The 19860-nt window shown below is 60.9% G+C and carries 16 protein-coding genes; 8 read left to right on the top strand and 8 right to left on the bottom strand.

What is annotated here, in order from left to right:
• Nucleotides 1-5: 5 nt before the first annotated feature.
• The 6 genes from ACZ9W6_RS07720 to ACZ9W6_RS07695 all read right to left on the bottom strand — a co-directional run bounded on the left by ACZ9W6_RS07720 (nt 6) and on the right by ACZ9W6_RS07695 (nt 5059).
• On the bottom strand, nt 6-821 hold the full coding sequence (locus tag ACZ9W6_RS07720) for an ABC transporter ATP-binding protein (protein ID WP_465190517.1): 816 nt from the start codon (nt 819-821) through the stop codon (nt 6-8).
• A complete protein-coding gene (locus ACZ9W6_RS07715) occupies nt 818-1948 on the bottom strand; it encodes a succinylglutamate desuccinylase/aspartoacylase family protein (protein WP_465190516.1) in 1131 nt (376 codons plus the stop codon). Before ACZ9W6_RS07715 ends, ACZ9W6_RS07720 begins: the two co-directional genes overlap by 4 nt.
• Nucleotides 1949-1957: 9 nt before the next feature.
• Nucleotides 1958-2689, bottom strand: a complete 732-nt coding sequence (locus ACZ9W6_RS07710) for an ABC transporter permease (protein WP_465190515.1) — start codon at nt 2687-2689, stop codon at nt 1958-1960.
• Entirely contained in the window at nt 2686-3375 is a 690-nt protein-coding gene (locus ACZ9W6_RS07705) for an ABC transporter permease (protein WP_465190514.1), read from the bottom strand. Before ACZ9W6_RS07705 ends, ACZ9W6_RS07710 begins: the two co-directional genes overlap by 4 nt.
• An 81-nt stretch (nt 3376-3456) precedes the next feature.
• Nucleotides 3457-4218 (bottom strand): ABC transporter substrate-binding protein, encoded by a 762-nt coding sequence (locus ACZ9W6_RS07700; RefSeq protein WP_465190513.1) that lies wholly within the window; start codon nt 4216-4218, stop codon nt 3457-3459.
• A gap of 76 nt (nt 4219-4294) precedes the next feature.
• Nucleotides 4295-5059, bottom strand: a complete 765-nt coding sequence (locus tag ACZ9W6_RS07695; RefSeq protein ID WP_465190512.1) for an ABC transporter substrate-binding protein — start codon at nt 5057-5059, stop codon at nt 4295-4297.
• A gap of 517 nt (nt 5060-5576) precedes the next feature.
• Between ACZ9W6_RS07695 and ACZ9W6_RS07690 the strand changes: the two genes are divergently transcribed.
• The 6 genes from ACZ9W6_RS07690 (at nt 5577) to ACZ9W6_RS07665 (ending at nt 17643) form a co-directional block, all read left to right on the top strand.
• Nucleotides 5577-10385 carry an NAD-glutamate dehydrogenase gene (locus ACZ9W6_RS07690; RefSeq protein WP_465190511.1) on the top strand — a complete coding sequence of 1603 codons (4809 nt, stop codon included), beginning with the start codon at nt 5577-5579 and terminating at the stop codon, nt 10383-10385.
• A gap of 381 nt (nt 10386-10766) precedes the next feature.
• Nucleotides 10767-11879: an ABC transporter ATP-binding protein gene (locus ACZ9W6_RS07685; protein ID WP_465190510.1), complete on the top strand. Its 1113-nt coding sequence runs from the start codon at nt 10767-10769 to the stop codon at nt 11877-11879.
• Between the two features lie 75 nt (nt 11880-11954).
• Complete coding sequence (locus ACZ9W6_RS07680) at nt 11955-12995, top strand: ABC transporter substrate-binding protein (protein WP_465190509.1); 1041 nt, start codon at nt 11955-11957, stop codon at nt 12993-12995.
• Between the two features lie 87 nt (nt 12996-13082).
• A complete protein-coding gene (locus ACZ9W6_RS07675) occupies nt 13083-14345 on the top strand; it encodes an ABC transporter permease (RefSeq protein WP_465190508.1) in 1263 nt (420 codons plus the stop codon).
• 3 nt (nt 14346-14348) lie between these two features.
• On the top strand, nt 14349-15176 hold the full coding sequence (locus ACZ9W6_RS07670) for an ABC transporter permease (RefSeq protein ID WP_465190507.1): 828 nt from the start codon (nt 14349-14351) through the stop codon (nt 15174-15176).
• A 115-nt stretch (nt 15177-15291) separates the two neighbouring features.
• On the top strand, nt 15292-17643 hold the full coding sequence (locus tag ACZ9W6_RS07665) for a heavy metal translocating P-type ATPase (protein ID WP_465190506.1): 2352 nt from the start codon (nt 15292-15294) through the stop codon (nt 17641-17643).
• Here the strand turns inward: ACZ9W6_RS07665 and ACZ9W6_RS07660 are convergent.
• The gene (locus tag ACZ9W6_RS07660; RefSeq protein ID WP_465190505.1) at nt 17640-17939 is read right to left on the bottom strand and encodes a DUF4936 family protein; all 300 of its coding nucleotides are present in this window, start codon (nt 17937-17939) and stop codon (nt 17640-17642) included. The genes ACZ9W6_RS07665 and ACZ9W6_RS07660 overlap by 4 nt on opposite strands.
• A 69-nt stretch (nt 17940-18008) precedes the next feature.
• On the opposite strand from ACZ9W6_RS07660, the gene ACZ9W6_RS07655 reads away from it, so the two are divergent.
• Nucleotides 18009-18902: a prephenate dehydrogenase gene (locus ACZ9W6_RS07655; protein WP_465190504.1), complete on the top strand. Its 894-nt coding sequence runs from the start codon at nt 18009-18011 to the stop codon at nt 18900-18902.
• On the top strand, nt 18899-19357 hold the full coding sequence (locus ACZ9W6_RS07650) for a YaiI/YqxD family protein (protein WP_465190503.1): 459 nt from the start codon (nt 18899-18901) through the stop codon (nt 19355-19357). The genes ACZ9W6_RS07655 and ACZ9W6_RS07650 overlap by 4 nt, the downstream gene beginning before the upstream one ends.
• Nucleotides 19358-19363: 6 nt before the next feature.
• Here the strand turns inward: ACZ9W6_RS07650 and ACZ9W6_RS07645 are convergent, their stop codons facing one another.
• Complete coding sequence (locus ACZ9W6_RS07645) at nt 19364-19795, bottom strand: pyrophosphohydrolase domain-containing protein (protein ID WP_465190502.1); 432 nt, start codon at nt 19793-19795, stop codon at nt 19364-19366.
• Nucleotides 19796-19860 lie beyond the last annotated feature (65 nt).

The following is a 19860-nucleotide window of genomic DNA, read 5'->3' as shown; positions in this document are numbered from 1 at the left end:
ACGACTTATTTGAGACTGCCGGACAGGAATTGTGCCAGACGCTCGCTCTTGGGCTTGGCCAGCACTTCGCGCGGGTTGCCCTGTTCTTCGATGCGGCCCTGATGCAGGAAGATCACGTGGTTGGACACTTCGCGGGCAAAGCCCATTTCGTGCGTCACCACCACCATGGTGCGGCCTTCGCGTGCCAGATCCTGCATCACGCGCAGTACTTCGCCGACCAGTTCCGGGTCGAGTGCCGAGGTCGGCTCGTCAAACAGCATCACTTCCGGTTCCATCGCCAGCGCGCGCGCAATCGCCACGCGCTGTTGCTGGCCGCCGGACATGTGCGCCGGATATTTGTTCTCGACGTCCTTGAGGCCAACTTTTTCCAGATACTTGCGGGCGCGGGCGATGGCTTCATCCTTCGGTACGCCCAGCACATGGATAGGCGCCTCGATGATGTTTTCCAGCACGGTCATGTGCGCCCACAGATTGAACTGCTGGAACACCATGGCCAGCTTGGTGCGGATGCGCGCCAGTTGTTTCGGGTCGGCCGCCTTCAGCGCGCCGTTGCGCTTGTCGGTGACGAGGCCCAGCGTCTCGCCGGTAACGGCGATGGTGCCGCTGTTGGGCTGTTCCAGCATGTTGATGCAGCGCAGGAAGGTACTCTTGCCGGAGCCGGACGAACCGATGATGCTAATTACATCGCCGGCATGGGCGGTCAGCGATACGCCTTTCAGCACTTCGTGGCTGCCGTAGCTCTTGTGCAGGTCGGAAACCTGCAGTTTCAGGTTGCCATCAGCCTTGGCGCCGTTGGCGGTTTGGTGGTTTGTAGTAGTCATGCTGATAACAACTTTCCGGTTTTGAATGATTCGGCTGTGGCGACTTTGGCCAGCCACAGGCCGCTGATGGCATAAGGGCGGCCGGCGAGGGCGTACAGCATGCCCGCGCGCTGGGCGCACAAGGAGGTCACGCGGTCGTTCACCGGGTCGATGATGTCGGCGATGATGTCGCCAGCCTCGACCAGCTCGCCGGGTTGGCGATGGTAGTGCACGACACCGGCGTGCGGCGCACGCAGATTGTCCGAGCCGGCCAGCGGGGTGGCTGGGTAAAGCAGATCGGGCATTGCCGGAGCCGTGCCGGCGATGATGCCGCGTTGCTGCAGGAAGGCCAGAATCGCATCGGCATCCTTGCGTGCCTGGGCATAAGCCACATCACGCTGGCCGCGCAGCTCGACGGTGACGGCGAGGCAAGCCAGATCAATGCTGGCCGGCAGGTTGGCCGCACGCGCCAGATCACGTAGATACCACCACGGACGGCTGCAGGCTTCGTCAAACGGGTAGTCACCGGATTCGCTGGCGAGCAGGGTGCAGGCTGCGCCCATATAACGTGCCAGCGGTTCGCAGGCTTGCCACAGTTCGGTGCCGGTATACAGGTGCAGGGCGGCATCGCAGTCGCAATGCAGGTCCAGCACGATGTCGGCATCGCAAGCCAGCTGCATCTGCACCAGGCGCTGTGCTGCCAGCTCGCTGGCCGGCGACATTGCGGCCAACCTTTGGCGCAGTTCGCGGCGGATCAGGCGGGTGTTGGCCGCGGCGTCGCTGCCCAGCTCGTCACGGATGGCGTGGAAGATCTCGTCAGCCAGCCACGGAAAGTGGCGGTTGAAGTTTTCGGCGCTGGCCAGCTCGAAGCGGCCCAGCGCCACGCCGTTGAGGTTCTGATCGAGGCCGATAGGGTTGGCCACCGGCACGAGAACAACCTCGCCCAGCAGCTGGCCCTTGTTTTCGAGCTCGAGCAGGCTTTGCTTGAGCTGCCAGGCCACCATCATGCCCGGCAGTTCGTCGGCGTGCAGGCTGGCCTGGATGTAGACCTTTTGTCCCTGGCCGGCATTGCCGAAATGGAAGCTGCTCAGCTGGCGCGTGGTATTCAGGCTGTTGGCGGGCAACAGCGGATGGTCGATACGTTGCATGCTCGCTCCTTAGTGCTTGCGCGGGGCCAGATAGGCGAGCCAGCGCTTTTCCGCCAGTTTGAACAGCCAGACGAAGACGAAGGTCAGTACCAGATAGATGGCTGCTACGGTCAGGAAGGGCTCGAACGGCATATAGGTGTCACTGAACACGCGACGGGCAACGCCGGTCAGATCGGCCAGTGTTACCAGGCCGGCAATCGAGGTCGACTGCATCATCATGACCACTTCGTTGCTGTAGGCCGGCAGGGCACGACGCAGCGCAGACGGAATCACGATGCGGCGCATCATCAGCCATTTGCCCATGCCCATTGCCTTGGCCGCTTCGATCTCGCCGTGCGGCGTGTTGCGGATCTGGCCGGCCAGAATCTCGGTGGTGTAGGCGGCGGTATTCAGCGTGAAGGCCAGAATCGCGCAGACATAGGCCTCGCGCAGATATTCCCATGCCCAGCTGTCACGTACCCATTCAAACTGCGACAGGCCGTAGTAGATGATGAACAGCTGTACCAGCAGCGGCGTGCCACGGAACACATAGGTGTACAGCCATACCGGACGGGCCAGCCATTTGTTGCTGGATACCCGCATCAGCGCCATCGGCACCGCCATCATCAGGCCGAATACCAGCGATGCGGCCAACAGTTGCAGCGTCAGCAGCAGGCCGTCGCTGGTGCTCATCATCGGCGCACCGTCGGTGCCGCCAAAGAAGGCCGGCAGCTTCTCGATAATCAGGTTGATGTCGATCATAGTTCACTCTCCCTGATACCCATGGAGTAACGCTTTTCCAGACGCTTGAGGGCAAAGTCGGACACGCTGGTAATGGCCAGGAAGATCAGGCCGACAATCGCGTAAACGGTAAACGGCTCTTGCGTGATCGACTTGGCGGTATCGGCGCGATACATCACGTCATTGAGGCCGATGACCGACACGAGGGCAGTGGATTTCACCAGTACCAGCCAGTTGTTGGAGAAGCTTGGCAGGGCAAAACGCACCATCTGCGGAAAGGTGATGCGGAAGAACACGCGCAGCGGGCTCATGCCGTAGGCGAGACCGGCTTCCATCTGGCCCTTGGGTACCGCCATGATGGCGCCACGGAAGGTTTCGGTCATATAGGCACCGAAGATGAAGCCGATAGTCATCACGCCGGCAAAGAAGGCATCGATCTCGGGCGCCGGCCAGCCCATGCGGGTACAGAACTCGTTGATCAGCATCTGCACGCCGAAGAACAGCAACAGCATCCATACCAGATCCGGGATGCCACGCACCACGGTGGAGTAAAGCTCGGCCAGCCAGACCAGCGGCTTGGATGGTGCCATCTTGAACAGCGCGCCGATCAGGCCCAGCACCACGGACACCACCAGTGATGCCAGCGCGACCTGCAGGGTCAGCACCGTGCCTTCCAGAATGCTCGGAAGGTAACCTTGTAAAAACATATCGGACTCCATTACTCGCGCTCCGACCGGAGCGGACCTGCCGGGCTTGGCCGGCAGGCGGTTCAGCGAAATTGCAGCGGCTTACTTGCCGTAGATGTCAAAGCTGAAATATTTCTTCTGGATCTTGTCGTACGTGCCGTCGGCGCGAATCTGCTTCAGCGCCTTGTTGATGCGCTCGAGCAGGGCGGCATCAGCCTTGCGTACGGCGATGCCGGCACCGATGCCGAAGTATTTCGGATCGTTGTAATCGGCACCGACCAGGGCGAAGCCCTTGCCGTTCGGGGTACGGACAAAATCCACATCACCCACCGCGGCGTCTACAAACGTGGCATCCAGACGACCGGCCTTCAGATCGAGGAAGGATTCCGGCGCCTTGCCGTATGGCACCAGCTTGGCGCCCAGCTTGACGAAGTGCTCGCGTGCGTATTTTTCCTGGATGGAGGAACGCAGTACGCCGATACGCTTGCCCTTGAACCAGGCATCATTGGCCTGGACATCAGCCTTGGCCACCAGACGGCTGGCCATGTTGTAGTACTTGTCGGAGAAATTGACCGCCTTCTTGCGCTCTTCGGTGATGTTCATCGAGGCGATGATGGCATCGAATTTTTTCGCATGCAGACCCGGAATGATGCCGTCAAAGTCGTAAGGCACTACTTCGCAGCTGGCTTTCATCGCCGCACACAGCGCCTGGGCGATGTCCGGATCAAAGCCGCTCATCTTGCCATCGGCACCCTGTTTGGAAAACGGCGGGTAGCTGGCGTCGGTTGCAAAGCGCAAGGTTTCTGCATGGGTGGTCATGCTCAGGGCGAGCAGGGCCAGACCCGTCAGCAAGGGCTTCTTCATGGGTTTCTCCGTCACGGTTGGGTTTTTTTATTGTGAAACGCCCTGCCCGGGCGAGCGGGCAGGGCGACGCAGCGGCTTAGTTGCCGTATACGTTGAAGGTAAAGTACTTGTCTTGTACTTTCTTGTAGCTGCCATCCTTGCGGATCTGGTCGATGGCTTTGTTCAGACGTTCGGTCAGGGCCTTGTTGCCTTTTTTCACGGCAATGCCGGCACCCTGGCCGAAGTATTTCGGATCGTTGTAGTCAGGGCCGACGAAGGCAAAGCCTTTGCCCTGGCTGGACTTGATGAAGTCGGTTTCGCCAACTACGGAGTCAACAAACACACCGTCGATACGGCCGGACTTCAGGTCGAGGAAAGCTTCAGGCACTTTGCCGTAAGCCACCAGCGAGGCGCCGTTCTTGGCCCAGAAATCCTTGGCAAACTTTTCCTGGATGGAGGCACGCAGCACGCCGATCTTCTTGCCCTTGAAGCTGTTCTGGTCAACCGCGGTGCCGGTCTTGGCGATCATGCGGCTAGGGGTGTGGTAGTACTTGTTGGTGAAGTCCACCGCGCGCTTGCGCTCTTCGGTGATGGACATCGACGACAGGATGGCGTCGAACTTGTTGGCGTTCAGCGCCGGGATCAGGCCGTCCCAGTCTTGCGGCACGATCTGGCAGGTCACTTTCATCGCCTTGCACAGTTCCATGGCGATATCCACGTCGAAGCCTTGCAGCTTGCCGTCAGCGCCTTGCTTGGCGAACGGTGGGTAGTTGCCATCAATACCGAAGCGCAGGGTTTCTGCCTGAGCGGAGAAAGCGGTGGACGCAACAGCCAGTGCGGCCAGTACAAATGCCTTTTTCATACTCTCTATCTCTCTGAAAGATAAAGCATCCACGCGGGATGCTCGGGGTTGGCGTTCCTGGCAGGTTCCGGCTTTGTGCCGGATTAGGAGCACCTGATTCAGGGGGGTGTTGCAATATTGTTTTCTGCGCCTCTTCTTGTGGAGGGCACAGAAATGGTGGCACGCAAAATCGTCGGCTTCAATCGAGCCGCCGGCGTCTGGCGGCAGCCAAATGCAAGGGCGCGAATTCTACAGTGTTTTTTAACTGCTGTGAAACCCTTTAAAAACATGGGTTTATGCAATTTTGCTGGCAAAATGCCCTGTTTGTGCCCTATGTTCATTCTGTAATTTGCCGTCGCTTTGACGACAGGCAGAGCGTGCATTTCTGTCGCAGTGATGTAAATAGGGTTGACCTATCTTGTGCAGTGCGGTGGGTGAATGTGTACGGGGATGTCGCAATATGGAAATCCCATATGTAGGACGGCTCTTACAATGCGCCCACACAACACCTGTGTACTCATAACAATCGAGAAGCACCATGTCGCTTACAAACAAGACCGATTTTGCCAGCCTGATGGCTGATATCCTCGCTGTTGCGGAACAGAAGATGGCTCCGGCCGAACGCTCCCGCCTCGACAGCTTTATTCCCCTCTACTTCGAAGAGTCGGACGCAGAAGACCTGAAAACCTTCTCCGCGCTGGATATGTTTGGTGCTGCCAATGCGCATCTGGAGTTTGCTGCCAAGCGCGGCCAGACCCAGAGCAAGGCCCGCATCTACAATCCGGACTTCGAGCGCGACGGCTGGCAGAGTACGCATAGCGTGATCGAAATCGTCAACGACGATATGCCATTCCTGATCGACTCCATCAGCATGCTGCTGACTCGCCATAACCTGAACCTGCATCTGCTGGTTCATCCGGTGCTGTCTGTCGGCCGTGACGACAAGGGCCAGATTACCGAACTGAAGCGCACCGAAGACCGCAGCCTGCCGCTGGAGTCCTTCATCCACGCCCAGGTTGACCGTGTGAGCGACCCGGCCGCGCTGCAGGCGCTGCAGGACGATCTGGAACTGGTGCTGTCGCAGCTGCGCCGCGTGGTGGACGACGAGCCACAGATGCGCAAGGTGCAGGCCGAGATCCGCAACGAGTTGGCCGCACTGGATGGCGCGCGTGTCGAAGAAGCCGCCGAAGCCGTGGCCTTCATGGACTGGCTGGCTGACAACCACTTCATTTTCATGGGCTATTGCGATTACGACCTCGTCAAGCGCGATGGCTCCGACAGCCTGAAAATCGTCAAGGATTCCGGTCTCGGCTTCCTGAAGAACCAGGGCAACAAAGAATATTCCGAGAGCTTTGAGGCACTGCCCAAGGCGCTGCGCGAGCTGGCACATCAGCCGCAACTGATCATCCTCAACAAGTCGCAGTCGCGCTCGGTACTGCATCGTCCGGCCTATCTCGACTTTGTGGGCATCAAGCGTTTCAACAGCAAGGGCGAAGTGATCGGCGAACGCCGCTTCCTCGGCCTGTATACCGCTGGCGCTTACCAGACATCGCCGAAAGACATCCCGCTGCTGCGCCAGAAAGTCGCGCACGTGGTGGCCGCTTGCGATTACGTGGACAACAGCTACCGCGCCAAGACACTGAGTTTCGTGCTGGAAAGCTATCCGCGCGACGAGCTGTTCGAGATCCCGGCCGAGACCCTGCTGCCTATCGTGGAAGGCATCGTCAGCCTGCAGGAACGCCCGCGCGTGCGCCTGTTTACCCGTGCTGACCGCTATCACCGTTATGTGAGCTGCCTGGTGTTTGCGCCGCGCGACAACTTCAATACCGAAGTGCGCCTGAAGATCGAAAAAGTGCTGATGAATGCCTTCAATGGCGCTTCGGCCGAATTCAGCGTACAGATCAGCGACAGCCCGCTGGCCCGCGTGCATTACATCATCCGCGTTCAGGGTGGCGAGCTGCCGCAGTACCGCGAGCATGAACTCGAGCGCGACATCGCGCGCGTGGTGCGCGGCTGGCAGGAAGAGCTGGTACAGCAACTGATCGAAACCCACGGCGAAGAGAAGGGCAATCTGCTGGCCAAGCGCTATCGCGGTGCTTTCCCGGTGGCTTACCGTGAAGAATTTGCCGCGCGTAATGCGGTACTGGACATCCAGCTGATCCAGCAGGTAGCCGGCAAGGACGGCGCGCTGGCGATGAAGCTGTATCGCGCCTTCCATCGTGGCGGCGGTTACAACCTCAAGCTGTTCCGTTGCGGCCAACCTCTGGGCCTGTCCGCCAGCCTGCCTATCCTGGAAAACATGGGCGTGCAGGTGCGCGACGAGCATCCGTACAGCCTCGAGCTGCAGGACGGCAAGGTGTGGATCAGCGACTTCGGTCTCGATCTGGGCAATGCTGGCGACAGCATGCACGACGAAGCGGTACAGCAGAACTTCCAGACCCTGCTGAGCCATGTATTTGCGCGTGATGTCGAGAACGACGGCTTCAACCGTCTGGCCGTGGTGGCTGGTCTTGACTGGCGTGAAATCACCCTGGTTCGCGCACTGGCCAAGTATCTGCGCCAGGGCGGTCTGACCTTCAGCCAGGCCTATATCGAAAACTGCGTGGCCAACTACCCGCAGATCACCCGTCGCCTGGTGAAACTGTTCAATGCCCGCCTGCACCCGACCGCCTTTGACGATGACAAGGCCGTGGCACTGCAAGCCGAGCTGAAAGAGCAGCTGAACAATGTGGCCAACCTGGACGAAGACCGTATCCTGAACGGTTTCCTGCAGGTAATTCTGGCGACCCGCCGTACCAACTTCTGGCAGAAGGATGCGCAGGGCGAGTTCAAGTCCTACATTTCCTTCAAGTTGGAATCCAACCTGATCTCCTTCCTGCCGCAGCCGCGTCCGATGTTCGAGATCTGGGTTTACAGCCCGCGTGTCGAAGGCGTACATCTGCGTGGCTCCAAGGTTGCCCGTGGCGGTCTGCGCTGGTCCGACCGGATGGAAGACTTCCGTACCGAAGTACTGGGCCTTGTGAAGGCGCAGATGGTGAAGAACTCGGTGATCGTGCCGATGGGCTCCAAGGGCGGTTTCGTCGGCAAGCAACTGCCGGCACCGAGCGACCGCGAAGCCTTCATGGCCGAAGGTATCGCCAGCTACAAGACTTTCATCTCCGCCTTGCTGGATGTGACCGACAATCTGGTGAATGGCCAGATCGTACCGCCGGCTGACGTGCGTCGTCTGGACCCGGATGATCCTTACCTGGTGGTTGCCGCCGATAAGGGCACTGCCACCTTCTCCGATATCGCCAACGGCATTTCCGAGTCTTACGGCTTCTGGCTGGGTGATGCGTTTGCTTCGGGTGGTTCGGCCGGTTACGACCACAAGGGCATGGGTATTACCGCGCGCGGTGCATGGGAATCGGTAAAACGCCACTTCCGTCATCTGGGTGTGAACACCCAGGAACAGGACTTCTCCGTTATCGGTATCGGTGACATGGCGGGCGACGTATTCGGTAACGGCATGCTGCTGTCCGAGCACATCTGCCTGAAGGCCGCGTTCAACCACATGCACATCTTCCTGGATCCGACGCCAAACGCGGCGACCAGCTTTGCCGAACGTGCACGCCTGTTCAATCTGCCACGCTCCAGCTGGGCCGATTACAACCGCGAGTTGATTTCGCAAGGTGGCGGCATCTTCGAACGTTCTGCCAAGTCCATTCCGCTGTCGGCCGAAATCAAGGCCTGGCTGGAAACCGACAAGGACAGCATGGCACCGAACGAGCTGATCCATGAAATCCTGAAGGCCAAGGCCGACCTGCTGTACAACGGCGGTATCGGTACCTATATCAAGGCCTCGACCCAGAGCCACGCCGACGCCCGCGACCGCGCGTGCGACCCGGTACGTGTCAACGGCAACCAGCTGCAGGTCAAGGTCGTCGCCGAAGGCGGTAACCTGACATGCACCCAACTGGGCCGTGTCGAGTTCGCCCTGGCTGGCGGCCGCATCTGCACCGACGCGATCGACAACTCCGCTGGTGTGGATTGTTCCGACCACGAAGTGAACATCAAGATTCTGGTGGGCGCGGTAATGCAGGCCGGCGACATGACGCTGAAGCAGCGTAATGATCTCTTGGCCGAGATGACCGAAGAAGTCGGCCATCTGGTATTGCGTAACAATTACCTGCAGACCCAGGTGCTGGCGATCAACCGTGGCCACGCGGCATCGATGCTGTCTACCCATGCGCGCATGATTACGCATATGGAAAAGACTGGCGAAATGAACCGCGAGATCGAGTATCTGCCTTCCGATACCCAGATCAACGAACGCCGTCTGGCACGTCAGGGCCTGACGCCGCCGGAAGTGGCCGTGCTGCTGGCTTACAGCAAGATTTCGCTGGATCAGGCCATCCTGAAGAGCGATGTGCCGGATGACGCCGACTTCCTGCCGGTGCTGGTGAACTACTTCCCGCAGCCGCTGCAGCAACGCTTCGGCGCGCAGATGCAGAACCACCACCTGAAGCGCGAGATCATCTCCAACCAGCTGGCCAACCTGATCATCAACCGCATGGGCACCACCTTCGTGTTCCGCATGCAGGAAGAGTCGGCGTTCTCGGCTGGCGACATCGCCCGCGCTTACTGGATTGCCAGCCGCGTGTTTGATGCCGAACAGCTGTGGGGCCGCATCGAGCAGCTGGACAACCAGATCAATGCCGAACTGCAGATGGAAATGATGGTGATGGTGCGTACCCTGGTCGAGCGCGTTGTGCGCTGGATCCTGCGTAACCGTCGTCCGGTTGCCGGCACAGTCAGCAACACCGTGGCGCAATACGCCGACAAGGTACAGACCTTGCTGGCTGCGCTGCCGCAGTTGATCAGTGCCGATGCCTACCCGCAGGTAGCCCGTCTGGAAGCGCGTCTGCAACAGCCGAATCTGCCGGCCGAACTGGCCAGCCTGCTGGCCCGTCTGGAGTTCGCAGTGCCGCTGCTGGACATCATCGAAATCGGCGAAGACAGCGAGCTGTCGCTGCCGGTACTGGCGGCCAACTACATGCAGCTGGGTCGCGATCTGCAACTGGACTGGCTGCGTAGCGCCATCACACAGCTGCCGCGCGACAACCGCTGGCAGTCGCTGGCGCGCTCTGCGCTGCGTGACGATCTGTACCGCCAGCATCGCGCCCTGACCCAGACCGCACTGACTGCCGAGAGCGATGAAGGCTTTGTCAGCGCGTGGCTGGCACAGCGTGTCAGCGATGTCGAAGCTTGCCAGCAGATGTTTGCCGAGCTGCAATCCTTCGAGGCGCTGGATCTGGCGATGCTGTCTGCCGGCATGCGCGAGCTGAACAACCATCTGCTTGCCTGATCCGAATCCCAGTAGTACTTCCTTCAAAGCCGACCGCAAGGTCGGCTTTTTTTGTTGTCGGCAAACTACAAACAGCTGTTTGAGCCGGCAAAGACTGCTGATGAGGGCTGTACTGGCTAAGCTATTGAAAATAAATGATTTGCTGCGGTTTTCATCCGGGGTGAGGTGGCGGAGTTATTGTGCGTTGCAGCAATCATATTCCTGCAATATGTTCAGCTAATTTCTTTGTTATCAAGTACTTGGCTTTGTATTTTCAGCACCCGGGCATAGACGGCATGTGCCGGTGGCATGGCTGCCATGCTTTACAGTCGTGTAGTCGCTCAGTAATCTGGATTCATATATCGGAACTTGATTCCGCATGGCGGAATTTTGGAGGGTGGTATGAATCAGAGCGAGAGCGATATCCTGGTCAGCTTCCGTGGCGTGCAAAAAAGCTATGACGGTGAGTCGCTGATTGTCAAAAACCTTGATCTGGACATCCGCCGTGGCGAGTTCCTGACCATGCTCGGGCCGTCCGGCTCGGGCAAGACTACCTGCCTGATGATGCTGGCCGGCTTCGAGACGCCGACCCACGGCGAGATTCGCCTCGCTGGTCAGCTGCTCAATCACGTGCCGCCGCACAAGCGCAATATCGGCATGGTGTTCCAGAACTACGCGCTGTTTCCGCACATGACCGTGGCCGAAAACCTCGCTTACCCGCTGACCATCCGCAAGATGGGCAAGAGCGAGATTGCCGAGCGGGTGAAAAAGGCGCTGGATATGGTGAAGCTGTCGGCCTTGGCCGGCCGTTATCCGGCGCAGATGTCGGGTGGCCAGCAACAACGGGTGGCGCTGGCGCGCGCGCTGGTATTCGAGCCGCAGCTGGTGTTGATGGACGAGCCGCTGGGCGCGCTGGACAAACAGCTGCGCGAGCATATGCAGCTCGAGATCAAGCATATTCACGAGAACCTCGGCATCACCGTGGTGTACGTCACTCATGACCAGAGCGAGGCGCTGACCATGTCGGACCGCGTCGCCGTGTTCAAGGACGGCATCATCCAGCAGATCGATGCGGCCAACGTGCTGTACGAGGCGCCGGTCAATTCCTTCGTGGCCAACTTCATTGGCGAGAACAACACCCTGCATGGCGAAGTCGTGGCGCTGAACGAGCACCAGCATTGCGTGGTGCGCCTGCCTGGCGGTGAAACCCTGACGGCTGCCGCAGTCGGGGTTGGCCGCGCCGGCGAGGCGACTTCGCTGTCTATCCGCCCGGAGCGAGTACGTCTCAACAACCATGCCGAGCAATGCGAAAACCGCCTGTCGGCACAGCTCGATGAGTGCATCTATTTTGGCGACCACGTGCGGCTGCGGCTGCAGGTAGCCGGGCAGGGCGGCTTCATGGTCAAGGTGCCGGTCGGCGAGTTTGATGGCCGCTGGCGCAATGGCGACACCCTGCAGATCGGTTGGATGAGTCGCGACATCCGTGCGCTGGATCCGATCAGCATCGCCCACTGAACACATAGCCGGCCATGTGCCGGCCACGGCTACAAGAACACCCCCACAAGCAAAGCCATACCGAGGAGAAGCAGCATGCAACAGCAGAAAACATTCCGCCTGGCACTGGGTGCCGTCACCGTCGCCCTTTGTCTGCCGGCCATGGCCAAGGATCTGACCGTGATTTCGTTTGGTGGTGCCAACAAGGAGGCGCAAACCGCCGCCTATTACCAGACTTACGAAAAGGCGACTGGCGGCAAGATTACTGCCGGCGATTACAACGGCGAAATGGCCAAGATCAAGGCCATGGTTGATACCCGCAAGATCAGCTGGGATGTGGTCGAGGTGGAGTCGCCCGAGTTGCTGCGTGGCTGTGAAGAGGGCCTGTTTGAAAAGCTGGACTGGAACAAGGTTGGCAAGAAGGCCGACTTCGTGAAGCCGGCCGTATCCGAGTGTGGCGTCGGCATGTTTGTGTGGTCGACAGCGATGGCCTACAACGCCGACAAGCTCAAGACCGCGCCGCAAGGCTGGGCGGATTTCTGGGATGTGAAGAAATATCCGGGCAAGCGCGGCCTGCGCAAGGGCGCCAAATACACGCTGGAATTCGCGCTGATGGCCGATGGCGTGAAGCCGGCTGATGTCTACAAGGTGCTGGGCAGCAAGGCCGGTGTCGAGCGTGCCTTCAAGAAGCTGGATCAGCTCAAGCCGAATATCCAGTGGTGGGAAGCCGGTGCACAGCCGCCGCAATTCCTCGCCTCCGGCGACGTGGTGATGAGCTCGGCCTATAACGGCCGCATCGACAGCGCGCAAAAAGAAGGCAAGAACCTGAAAATCGTGTGGACAGGCAGCGTGTACGACGTGGACTCGTGGGCGATTCCGAAAGGCTCGACCAAGCTGAAAGACGCGATGAACTTCATCAACCACGCCAGCAAGGCCGAGCATCAGGCAATCTACTCCAACAAGATCGCCTATGGCCCGACCAATCTGAAGGCGGTACAGAAGGTGGATCCGAAGTCTGCGGCCAACCTGCCGACCTGGCCTGCCAACATGAAAAACGCGCTGGCACTGGATGTGGCCTTCTGGGTCGAGAACGGTGAAGAGCTGGAAGAGCGCTTCAACGCCTGGGCTGCGCGCTAAGCCTGACTCGTGGCGGCGGGCATCCGCCGCGCCGCCGCTTGTTTTCAGCCCTGCCGCGCTGGCAGGGCTGCCATGAAAGCCGATCTCATGACTGATACCCTTTCCATCAAGCAGCCGCTGACCGCGGCCGATGGCGAGCCTTTGATGCTGAAGCTGGCGCGCGAACGCCGGCGCAAGCAGCTGAAGGCCGTCGCCCTGGTGGCACCGCTGGCGATTTTCCTGCTGCTGACCTTTCTCGTGCCGATTGCCGCCTTGCTCAAGCGCAGTATCGACAACCCGGAGGTCGTCACTTATCTGCCGCAGACTTCGGCGCAGATTGCCGGCTGGGACCGGCGCGGCTTGCCGTCCGAAGCGGTATTTGCCGCGATGGCACAAGACCTGACCGTCGCGCGCGAGCAGAAAACCGTGGCGGAGCTGGCCAAGCGGCTGAATATGGATATCAGCGGCTATCGCTCGCTGCTGCAGCGTACCGCGCGCAAGATGCCGCTGGAGTTGGCCGCAGGCGCTTCGGTGCGCGACCGCTTCATTGAAATCGACGAACGCTGGGGCGACCCGGAGCACTGGCATGTGATTGCCAAGAATGCCAAACCGTGGACGCCGTATTACCTCTACAACTCGCTCGACCTGCGCGAGAACAAGCAGGGCGTGCCGGAGCTGGCGCCCGAAGAAGAACGCGCCTTTCTGAATATCTTCGGCCGCACGCTATGGATGAGCCTGTGGATTACCGTGTTCTGCCTGATGCTGGGCTATCCGCTGGCTTACTGGCTGGCCAATCTGCCGGCGCGCAAGAGCAATCTGCTGATGATTCTGGTGCTGTTGCCGTTCTGGACTTCGGTACTGGTGCGCGTGGCCTCGTGGATCGTGCTGTTGCAGCGCGAGGGCCTGATCAATAGCGCGCTGATGAATCTGGGCATCATCGGCGAGCCTTTGCAGCTGGCATTCAACCGCGTCGGTGTCTACATCGCCATGGTGCACATCCTGCTACCTTTCGTGATTTTGCCGGCCTACAGCGTGATGAAGAGCATTCCGCCCAGCTATATGCGGGCGGCGATTTCGCTGGGCGATCACCCCTTTGCCGCATTCTGGAAGATCTACTTTCCGCAGACCGTGGCGGGCGTGGCCGCCGGCGCCTTGCTGGTGTTCATCATGAGCATTGGCTACTACATCACGCCGGCCCTGCTGGGCAGCCCGCAAGAGCAGATGGTCAGCTACTACGTGGCCTTCTACACCAATGTCACCATCAACTGGGGTATGGCGGCGGCACTGGGTGCCTTGCTGCTGGCCGCAACGCTGGCGCTGTACGCGGTGTACGGCAAGCTGGTGGGTGCCAACAAACTGAGTCTGGGGTGAGCCATGTTGCCTGCTTATGCTTCCACGATCGAACGCCTGTGGTTCTGGCTGTTCCGCACCTTCTGCTGCGCGGTGCTGCTGTTTCTTGTGTCGCCGCTGCTGGTCATCGTGCCCTTGTCGTTTTCGGCCGATACCTTTTTGCTGTATCCGATAGAGGCCTTCTCGCTGCGCTGGTACCAGGAATTCTTCGGCAACGAAGTCTGGCTGAATGCGCTGCGTAACAGCTTTATCGTCGCGCCGGCGGCAACGCTGCTGGCCACCGCGTTGGGTACCCTGGCCGCCATCGGGCTGAACAGCAGTGACTTTCCGGGCAAGAGCGTGCTGATGTCGGTGCTGATCTCGCCGATGGTAGTGCCGGTGGTGATTGTCGGTGTGGGCGCTTATCTGTTTTTCGCGCCGCTGGGGCTGACCGGCAGCTATCTGGGGCTGATTCTCGTGCATACCGCATTGGGCGTACCGTTTGTGGTGATTACCGTGTCGGCCACGCTGCGCAATTTCAATGCAAACCTGATCCGCGCCAGCAACAGCCTGGGTGCCAATGCGCTGACCACCTACCGCCGCGTGGTTTTGCCGCTGGTGGCTCCGGGCGTGATTTCTGGGGCGCTGTTCGCGTTTGCCACCTCGTTTGACGAGGTTGTCGTGACGCTGTTTCTCGCCAGCCCCGAGCAGACCACCTTGCCGCGCCAGATGTTTGGCGGCATCAAGGAAAACATCAGCCCGGCGATTGCGGCAGCGGCAACCGTGCTGATCCTGTTCTCGATTGCCTTGCTGCTGACGCTGGAATGGCTGCGCGGGCGCAGCGAACGTATGCGGACAGCAACGGTGCACTGATTCTGTATCCAGGAGTGGGACTGCGGCCAACCTTGCGGTTGGCCTTTTTTTGCGGCCTTGCTTGATACCCCTTGGGGGTATATTATGACCTCAGATTCCACCAAGGGAGCCAAGCATGAGTCGCCAGTTGAGTTTGCCGGTCGAGGGCATGACCTGCGCCGCCTGCGCCATCCGTATCGAAAAAGTGCTGAACCGGCTGGACGGCGTCGAAGCCAGTGTCAGCTTTGCCAGCGAGAGCGCGCAGATCCGCTTTGACGAAAGCCGGCAAAGCGCCGACAAGCTGGCCGCCAGCATCGAGGCCGCCGGCTTTAGCGTGCCCTTGCAACACTGGCGTTTTGCCATCGACGGCATGAGCTGCGCGGCCTGCGCCGGCCGCATCGAAAAAGTGCTGCAGAAACTGCCGCTGAAAAGTGCCACGGTGAATCTGGCCAGCGAGATGCTGTTTGTCAGCCTGCTGCCGGGCACGGTTGATGAAGAGGCGATACGCGCCGCAGTAGCCGCAGCCGGCTATCAGGCGCACTGGCAACAGGAAGACGATCTGGCGCAGCAAGAGGCGAGGGCGACGGCGCGTCTGGCTGGCGAGCAGCGTCATCTGCTGTTGGCTGCCTTGCTGAGCCTGCCTTTTGCCGGCGAGATGCTGGTGATGCTGCAGGGCGGCCATCATGGCTGGCTGCCGCGCGAGTGGCAGTTGTTGCTGTCCGCGCCGGTGCAGTGGTGGCTGGGCTGGCGTTTTTATCGCGGTGCCTGGCATGCGCTGCGCAGTGGTGGTGCCAATATGGATGTGCTGGTGGCGCTGGGCACCGGCATTGCCTGGCTGTGGTCGGCATGGGTGGTACTGGCCGGCTGGCACGAGCAGCATGTGTATTTCGAAGCCAGTGCCAGCATCATCACGCTGGTGTTGCTGGGTAAATGGCTGGAGGCGCGCGCCAAGCACAAGACCGCCGATGCGATTCGCGGCCTGCTGGCGTTGACGCCCAAGCTCGCGCTGATCGAGCGTGACGGCGTGCGTCAGTCGTTGCCTTTGGCCGAGCTCAAGCGCGGCGATGTACTGGTGGTGCCGCACGGCGAAAGGTTGGCCGCAGACGGCGTGGTGGTCGATGGCGAGGCGGTACTGGACGAGAGCATGCTGACCGGTGAGAGCCTGCCGGTCAGCCGTCGCGCCGGCGATCAGGTGTATGCCGGCACTCACAATCAGGGCGGCATGCTGCGGGTGGCCATCAGCCAGGCCGGCAAGACCACACGGCTGGCCGCCATCGTGCGCAGCGTGACCGAGGCGCAGGGCAGCAAGGCGCCGATCCAGCAACTGGCCGACCGTATCTCGGCGCGTTTCGTGCCGGCGGTGCTGCTGATCGCGCTGCTGACTTTTGTCGTCAGCGGCCTGTGGCTGGCCGACTGGCAGCTGGCGCTGGTACACGCGGTGGCGGTGCTGGTGATTGCCTGCCCGTGCGCGCTGGGGCTGGCAACGCCGACGGCGGTGATGGTCGGCATGGGCAATGGCGCGCGGCGCGGCATGCTGTTCCGTAATGCCGCAGCGCTGGAGCAGGCGCACCAGCTCGATGTGCTGCTGGTCGACAAGACCGGCACCCTGACGCAGGGCAAGCCGCAAGTCACCGACATCATTCCGCTGGCCAGGTTGGCCGCCGGCGATATCGTCGCCATTGCCGCGGCGGCCGAGGCGGGGTCGGAACATCCGCTGGCGCGGGCGATTGTCGCCGCCGCAGCGGGGCAGACCTTGCCGCAATTCTGCAATTTCAGCGCCCACATCGCGGCCGGTGTCAGTGGCCAGCTGGGTATTGATGGCCCGGCGGTGCGCGTCGGCGTGCCGGAGTGGGCGATCGGCGGCGTGCCGGAGCCGGCACTGTCGCTCTACGAACAGGGCAAGACCGTGCTGGGCGTGTCGGTGGATGGCGTGGCGGTGGGCTTGCTGGCGCTGGCCGATACCGTGCGGCCAACCTCGGCCGCGGCGGTGGCCAGTCTGCAGCAGCGCGGTGTGCGGGTAGTGATGCTGACCGGCGACAAGCTGGCCAGCGCGCGACAAATTGCCGGCGAGGTCGGCATCAGCGAGGTGCACGCCGGGCTGAAGCCGGAAGACAAGGCGGCCTTTGTGCGCGATCTGCGTGCGGCCGGTGCGCGGGTGGCGATGGTGGGAGATGGCATCAATGATGCGCCGGCGCTGGCGGCGGCCAACGTCAGTTTTGCCATGGGTGGCGGCTCGGACATCGCCATCGACGCGGCCGATGTCACGCTGATGCATGGCGACCTCGAGCATGTGCTGGATGCCATCCGCCTGTCTGCCGCGACGGTCGGGAAGATCCGGCAGAACCTGTTTTTTGCCTTCGTCTACAACACGCTGGGCATTCCGCTGGCCGCCATCGGCCTGCTCAATCCGGTGATTGCCGCAGCCGCGATGGCGCTCAGCTCGGTGTCGGTGGTCAGCAATTCGCTGCTGTTGCGACGCTGGCGTTAAGCCGGTGTGTCAGTCGGGCTGGCGGCTGTCAGCTCGACAAAGTATTCCTCGTGCCGTGGCAGGCTGGCCAGCGCCGGCAGGCGGCTCAAGCTGGCCGCCAGCACTTTGCGCAGCGCCGCAATGTCGCTGACCGGCTCGTAGATTTCCATCCAGGTATGCGCATCTTCGCAACGTTGCAATAATCTGCCGGTGATGCCGGTTTGTTGCAGGACATCTGCCAGCAAAGTCGCAGCTTCCTTGTGAATTGGCAGAAGATTGCCGTCAGCCTTGTAATAGATGTAAAGCGAGCAGGCCATGGCCACTCCTTTTGCATTGCAAAAAAGGGGTTATGATAGTCGCTTCCTGCAAGCAAACGGAAAGCATCCATGCAGCAAGCACAAGGCGGATTGACCCTGGTGGTGATAGGCGCAGGCCTGATCGGCGGCTCTTTCGCGCTGGCCATGCGCCGTGCCGGCAAGGTTGGCCGCGTGATCGGGGTGGATCGCTCGGCGGCCAACCTCGAGCGGGCTGTCGCACTCGGTGTGATTGACGAGGCCAGCGATAGCGCCGCTGCCGCGGTGGTAAACGCAGACCTCGTGCTGGTGGCTACACCGGTCGGCCAGATGGGGCGCGTGTTTGCCGAGATTGCGCCGGTCTTGCCCGCGCATTGTGTGGTGACTGACGGCGGCAGTACCAAGAGCGATGTGGTGGCACTGCTGCGCGAGCATCTGCCGGCGCAACTGGCGCGCTGCGTGCCGGGCCACCCGATCGCTGGCTCGGATCTGTCGGGTGCGGCGGCGGCGCAGTTCGGCCTGTATGAAAACCGCCGCGTGGTGCTGACGCCCTTGCCGGAAAACGACGACGATGCGATTGCCCTGGTGGCCGAGGGCTGGCAGGCCTGCGGCGCGCGCGTGCATCGCATGTCGGCCGCCGAACACGACAGCGTGTTTGCCACCGTCAGCCATCTGCCGCATTTGCTTGCCTTTGCCTACGTCGATACCATTCTGGCCAAGCCGGATGCCGCGCAATGTTTCGACTTTGCCGCCACCGGTTTTCGCGACTTTACCCGTATCGCCGGCAGTCACCCCGAAATGTGGCGCGATATCGCGCTGGCCAATCGTGAGGCGCTGCTGGTCGAACTTGATGCCTATCTGGCCAGTTTGCAGGCCTTGCGCAGCGAGTTGGCCGCCGGTGACGCCGCCGCCCTGAGCGGCCGTTTTGAACGCGCACGCAGCGCGCGCCACGCCTGGTATCAGCAATTCATGAAAGGCAGTACATGACCATCTGGGTCGATGCCGACGCCTGTCCCGTCGTCATCAAGGAAATTCTCTATCGCGCCGCCGATCGCACCGGCACCGCTACCGTGCTGGTGGCCAACCAGTTGCTGCGCGTGCCGCCATCGCCGCATATCCGCGCGGTGCAGGTGCCGGCCGGCTTTGATGTCGCCGACAACCATATCGCGCAGCAGGCGCAGCCCGGCGATATCGTTGTGACGGCTGATATTCCGCTGGCGGCGCAAGTGGTGGAAAAGGGTGCGCTGGCGCTTAACCCGCGTGGCGAGCTGTATACGGATGCCACCATCCGCGAGGCGCTGGCGCTGCGCAATTTCATGAGCGAGTTGCGCGACAGCGGCGTGGAAACCGGCGGCCCGGCAGCGTTTAGTCAGCGTGATCGCCAGGCTTTTGCCGCCCAGCTGGACAAGCTGCTGCAAAGGTTGGCCGCCAGGCCCCGTTAAGGCTGCTCAGGCCGCGTGGCCCGACGAGGCCGCGCGGATCACGCCTTGTTTGTCAGCCGGTTGCCAGCCAGCCGGTTTCAGAATCTTGCCATCCTCACGACGAATTACCTGGCCATCCACGCACTTGGCAAGGTTGGCCGCATGAATCGCATCAAACATCTTTTCTACCGGCAAGCCTTGCGACAGCAGCAGGCCCAGCAGGACATTCAGCACATCGACGCCTTCTGCCGCCAGCTCGGCGCGTGATTGCAGCTGTTGTGCGGCATCCTGCGCCGGCAGTTGGCGATAGTCGTCTAGCGCGTGCATGAATTCCTGCCATTCTTCCTGCAGCATGTTTTGCCACATGGCGAGCGCTTCTGGCTGGTATTCGGGCCGGGAGGGCAGGGCCATGTCAAAGCGTTGCATGAAGTCACGGCGATTGCTCAAAATATCGCTCATTTTGTGTTCCTTGTTTTTTTGTATTGGCATATCTTGTGTTTTTGTGAGCTTGCTGACAAGTCGGC

Source organism: Vogesella lacus, from assembly GCF_979366295.1.
The sequence above is the reverse complement of the archived record's forward strand: the minus strand, read 5'-3'. Positions and strand labels throughout refer to the sequence as shown.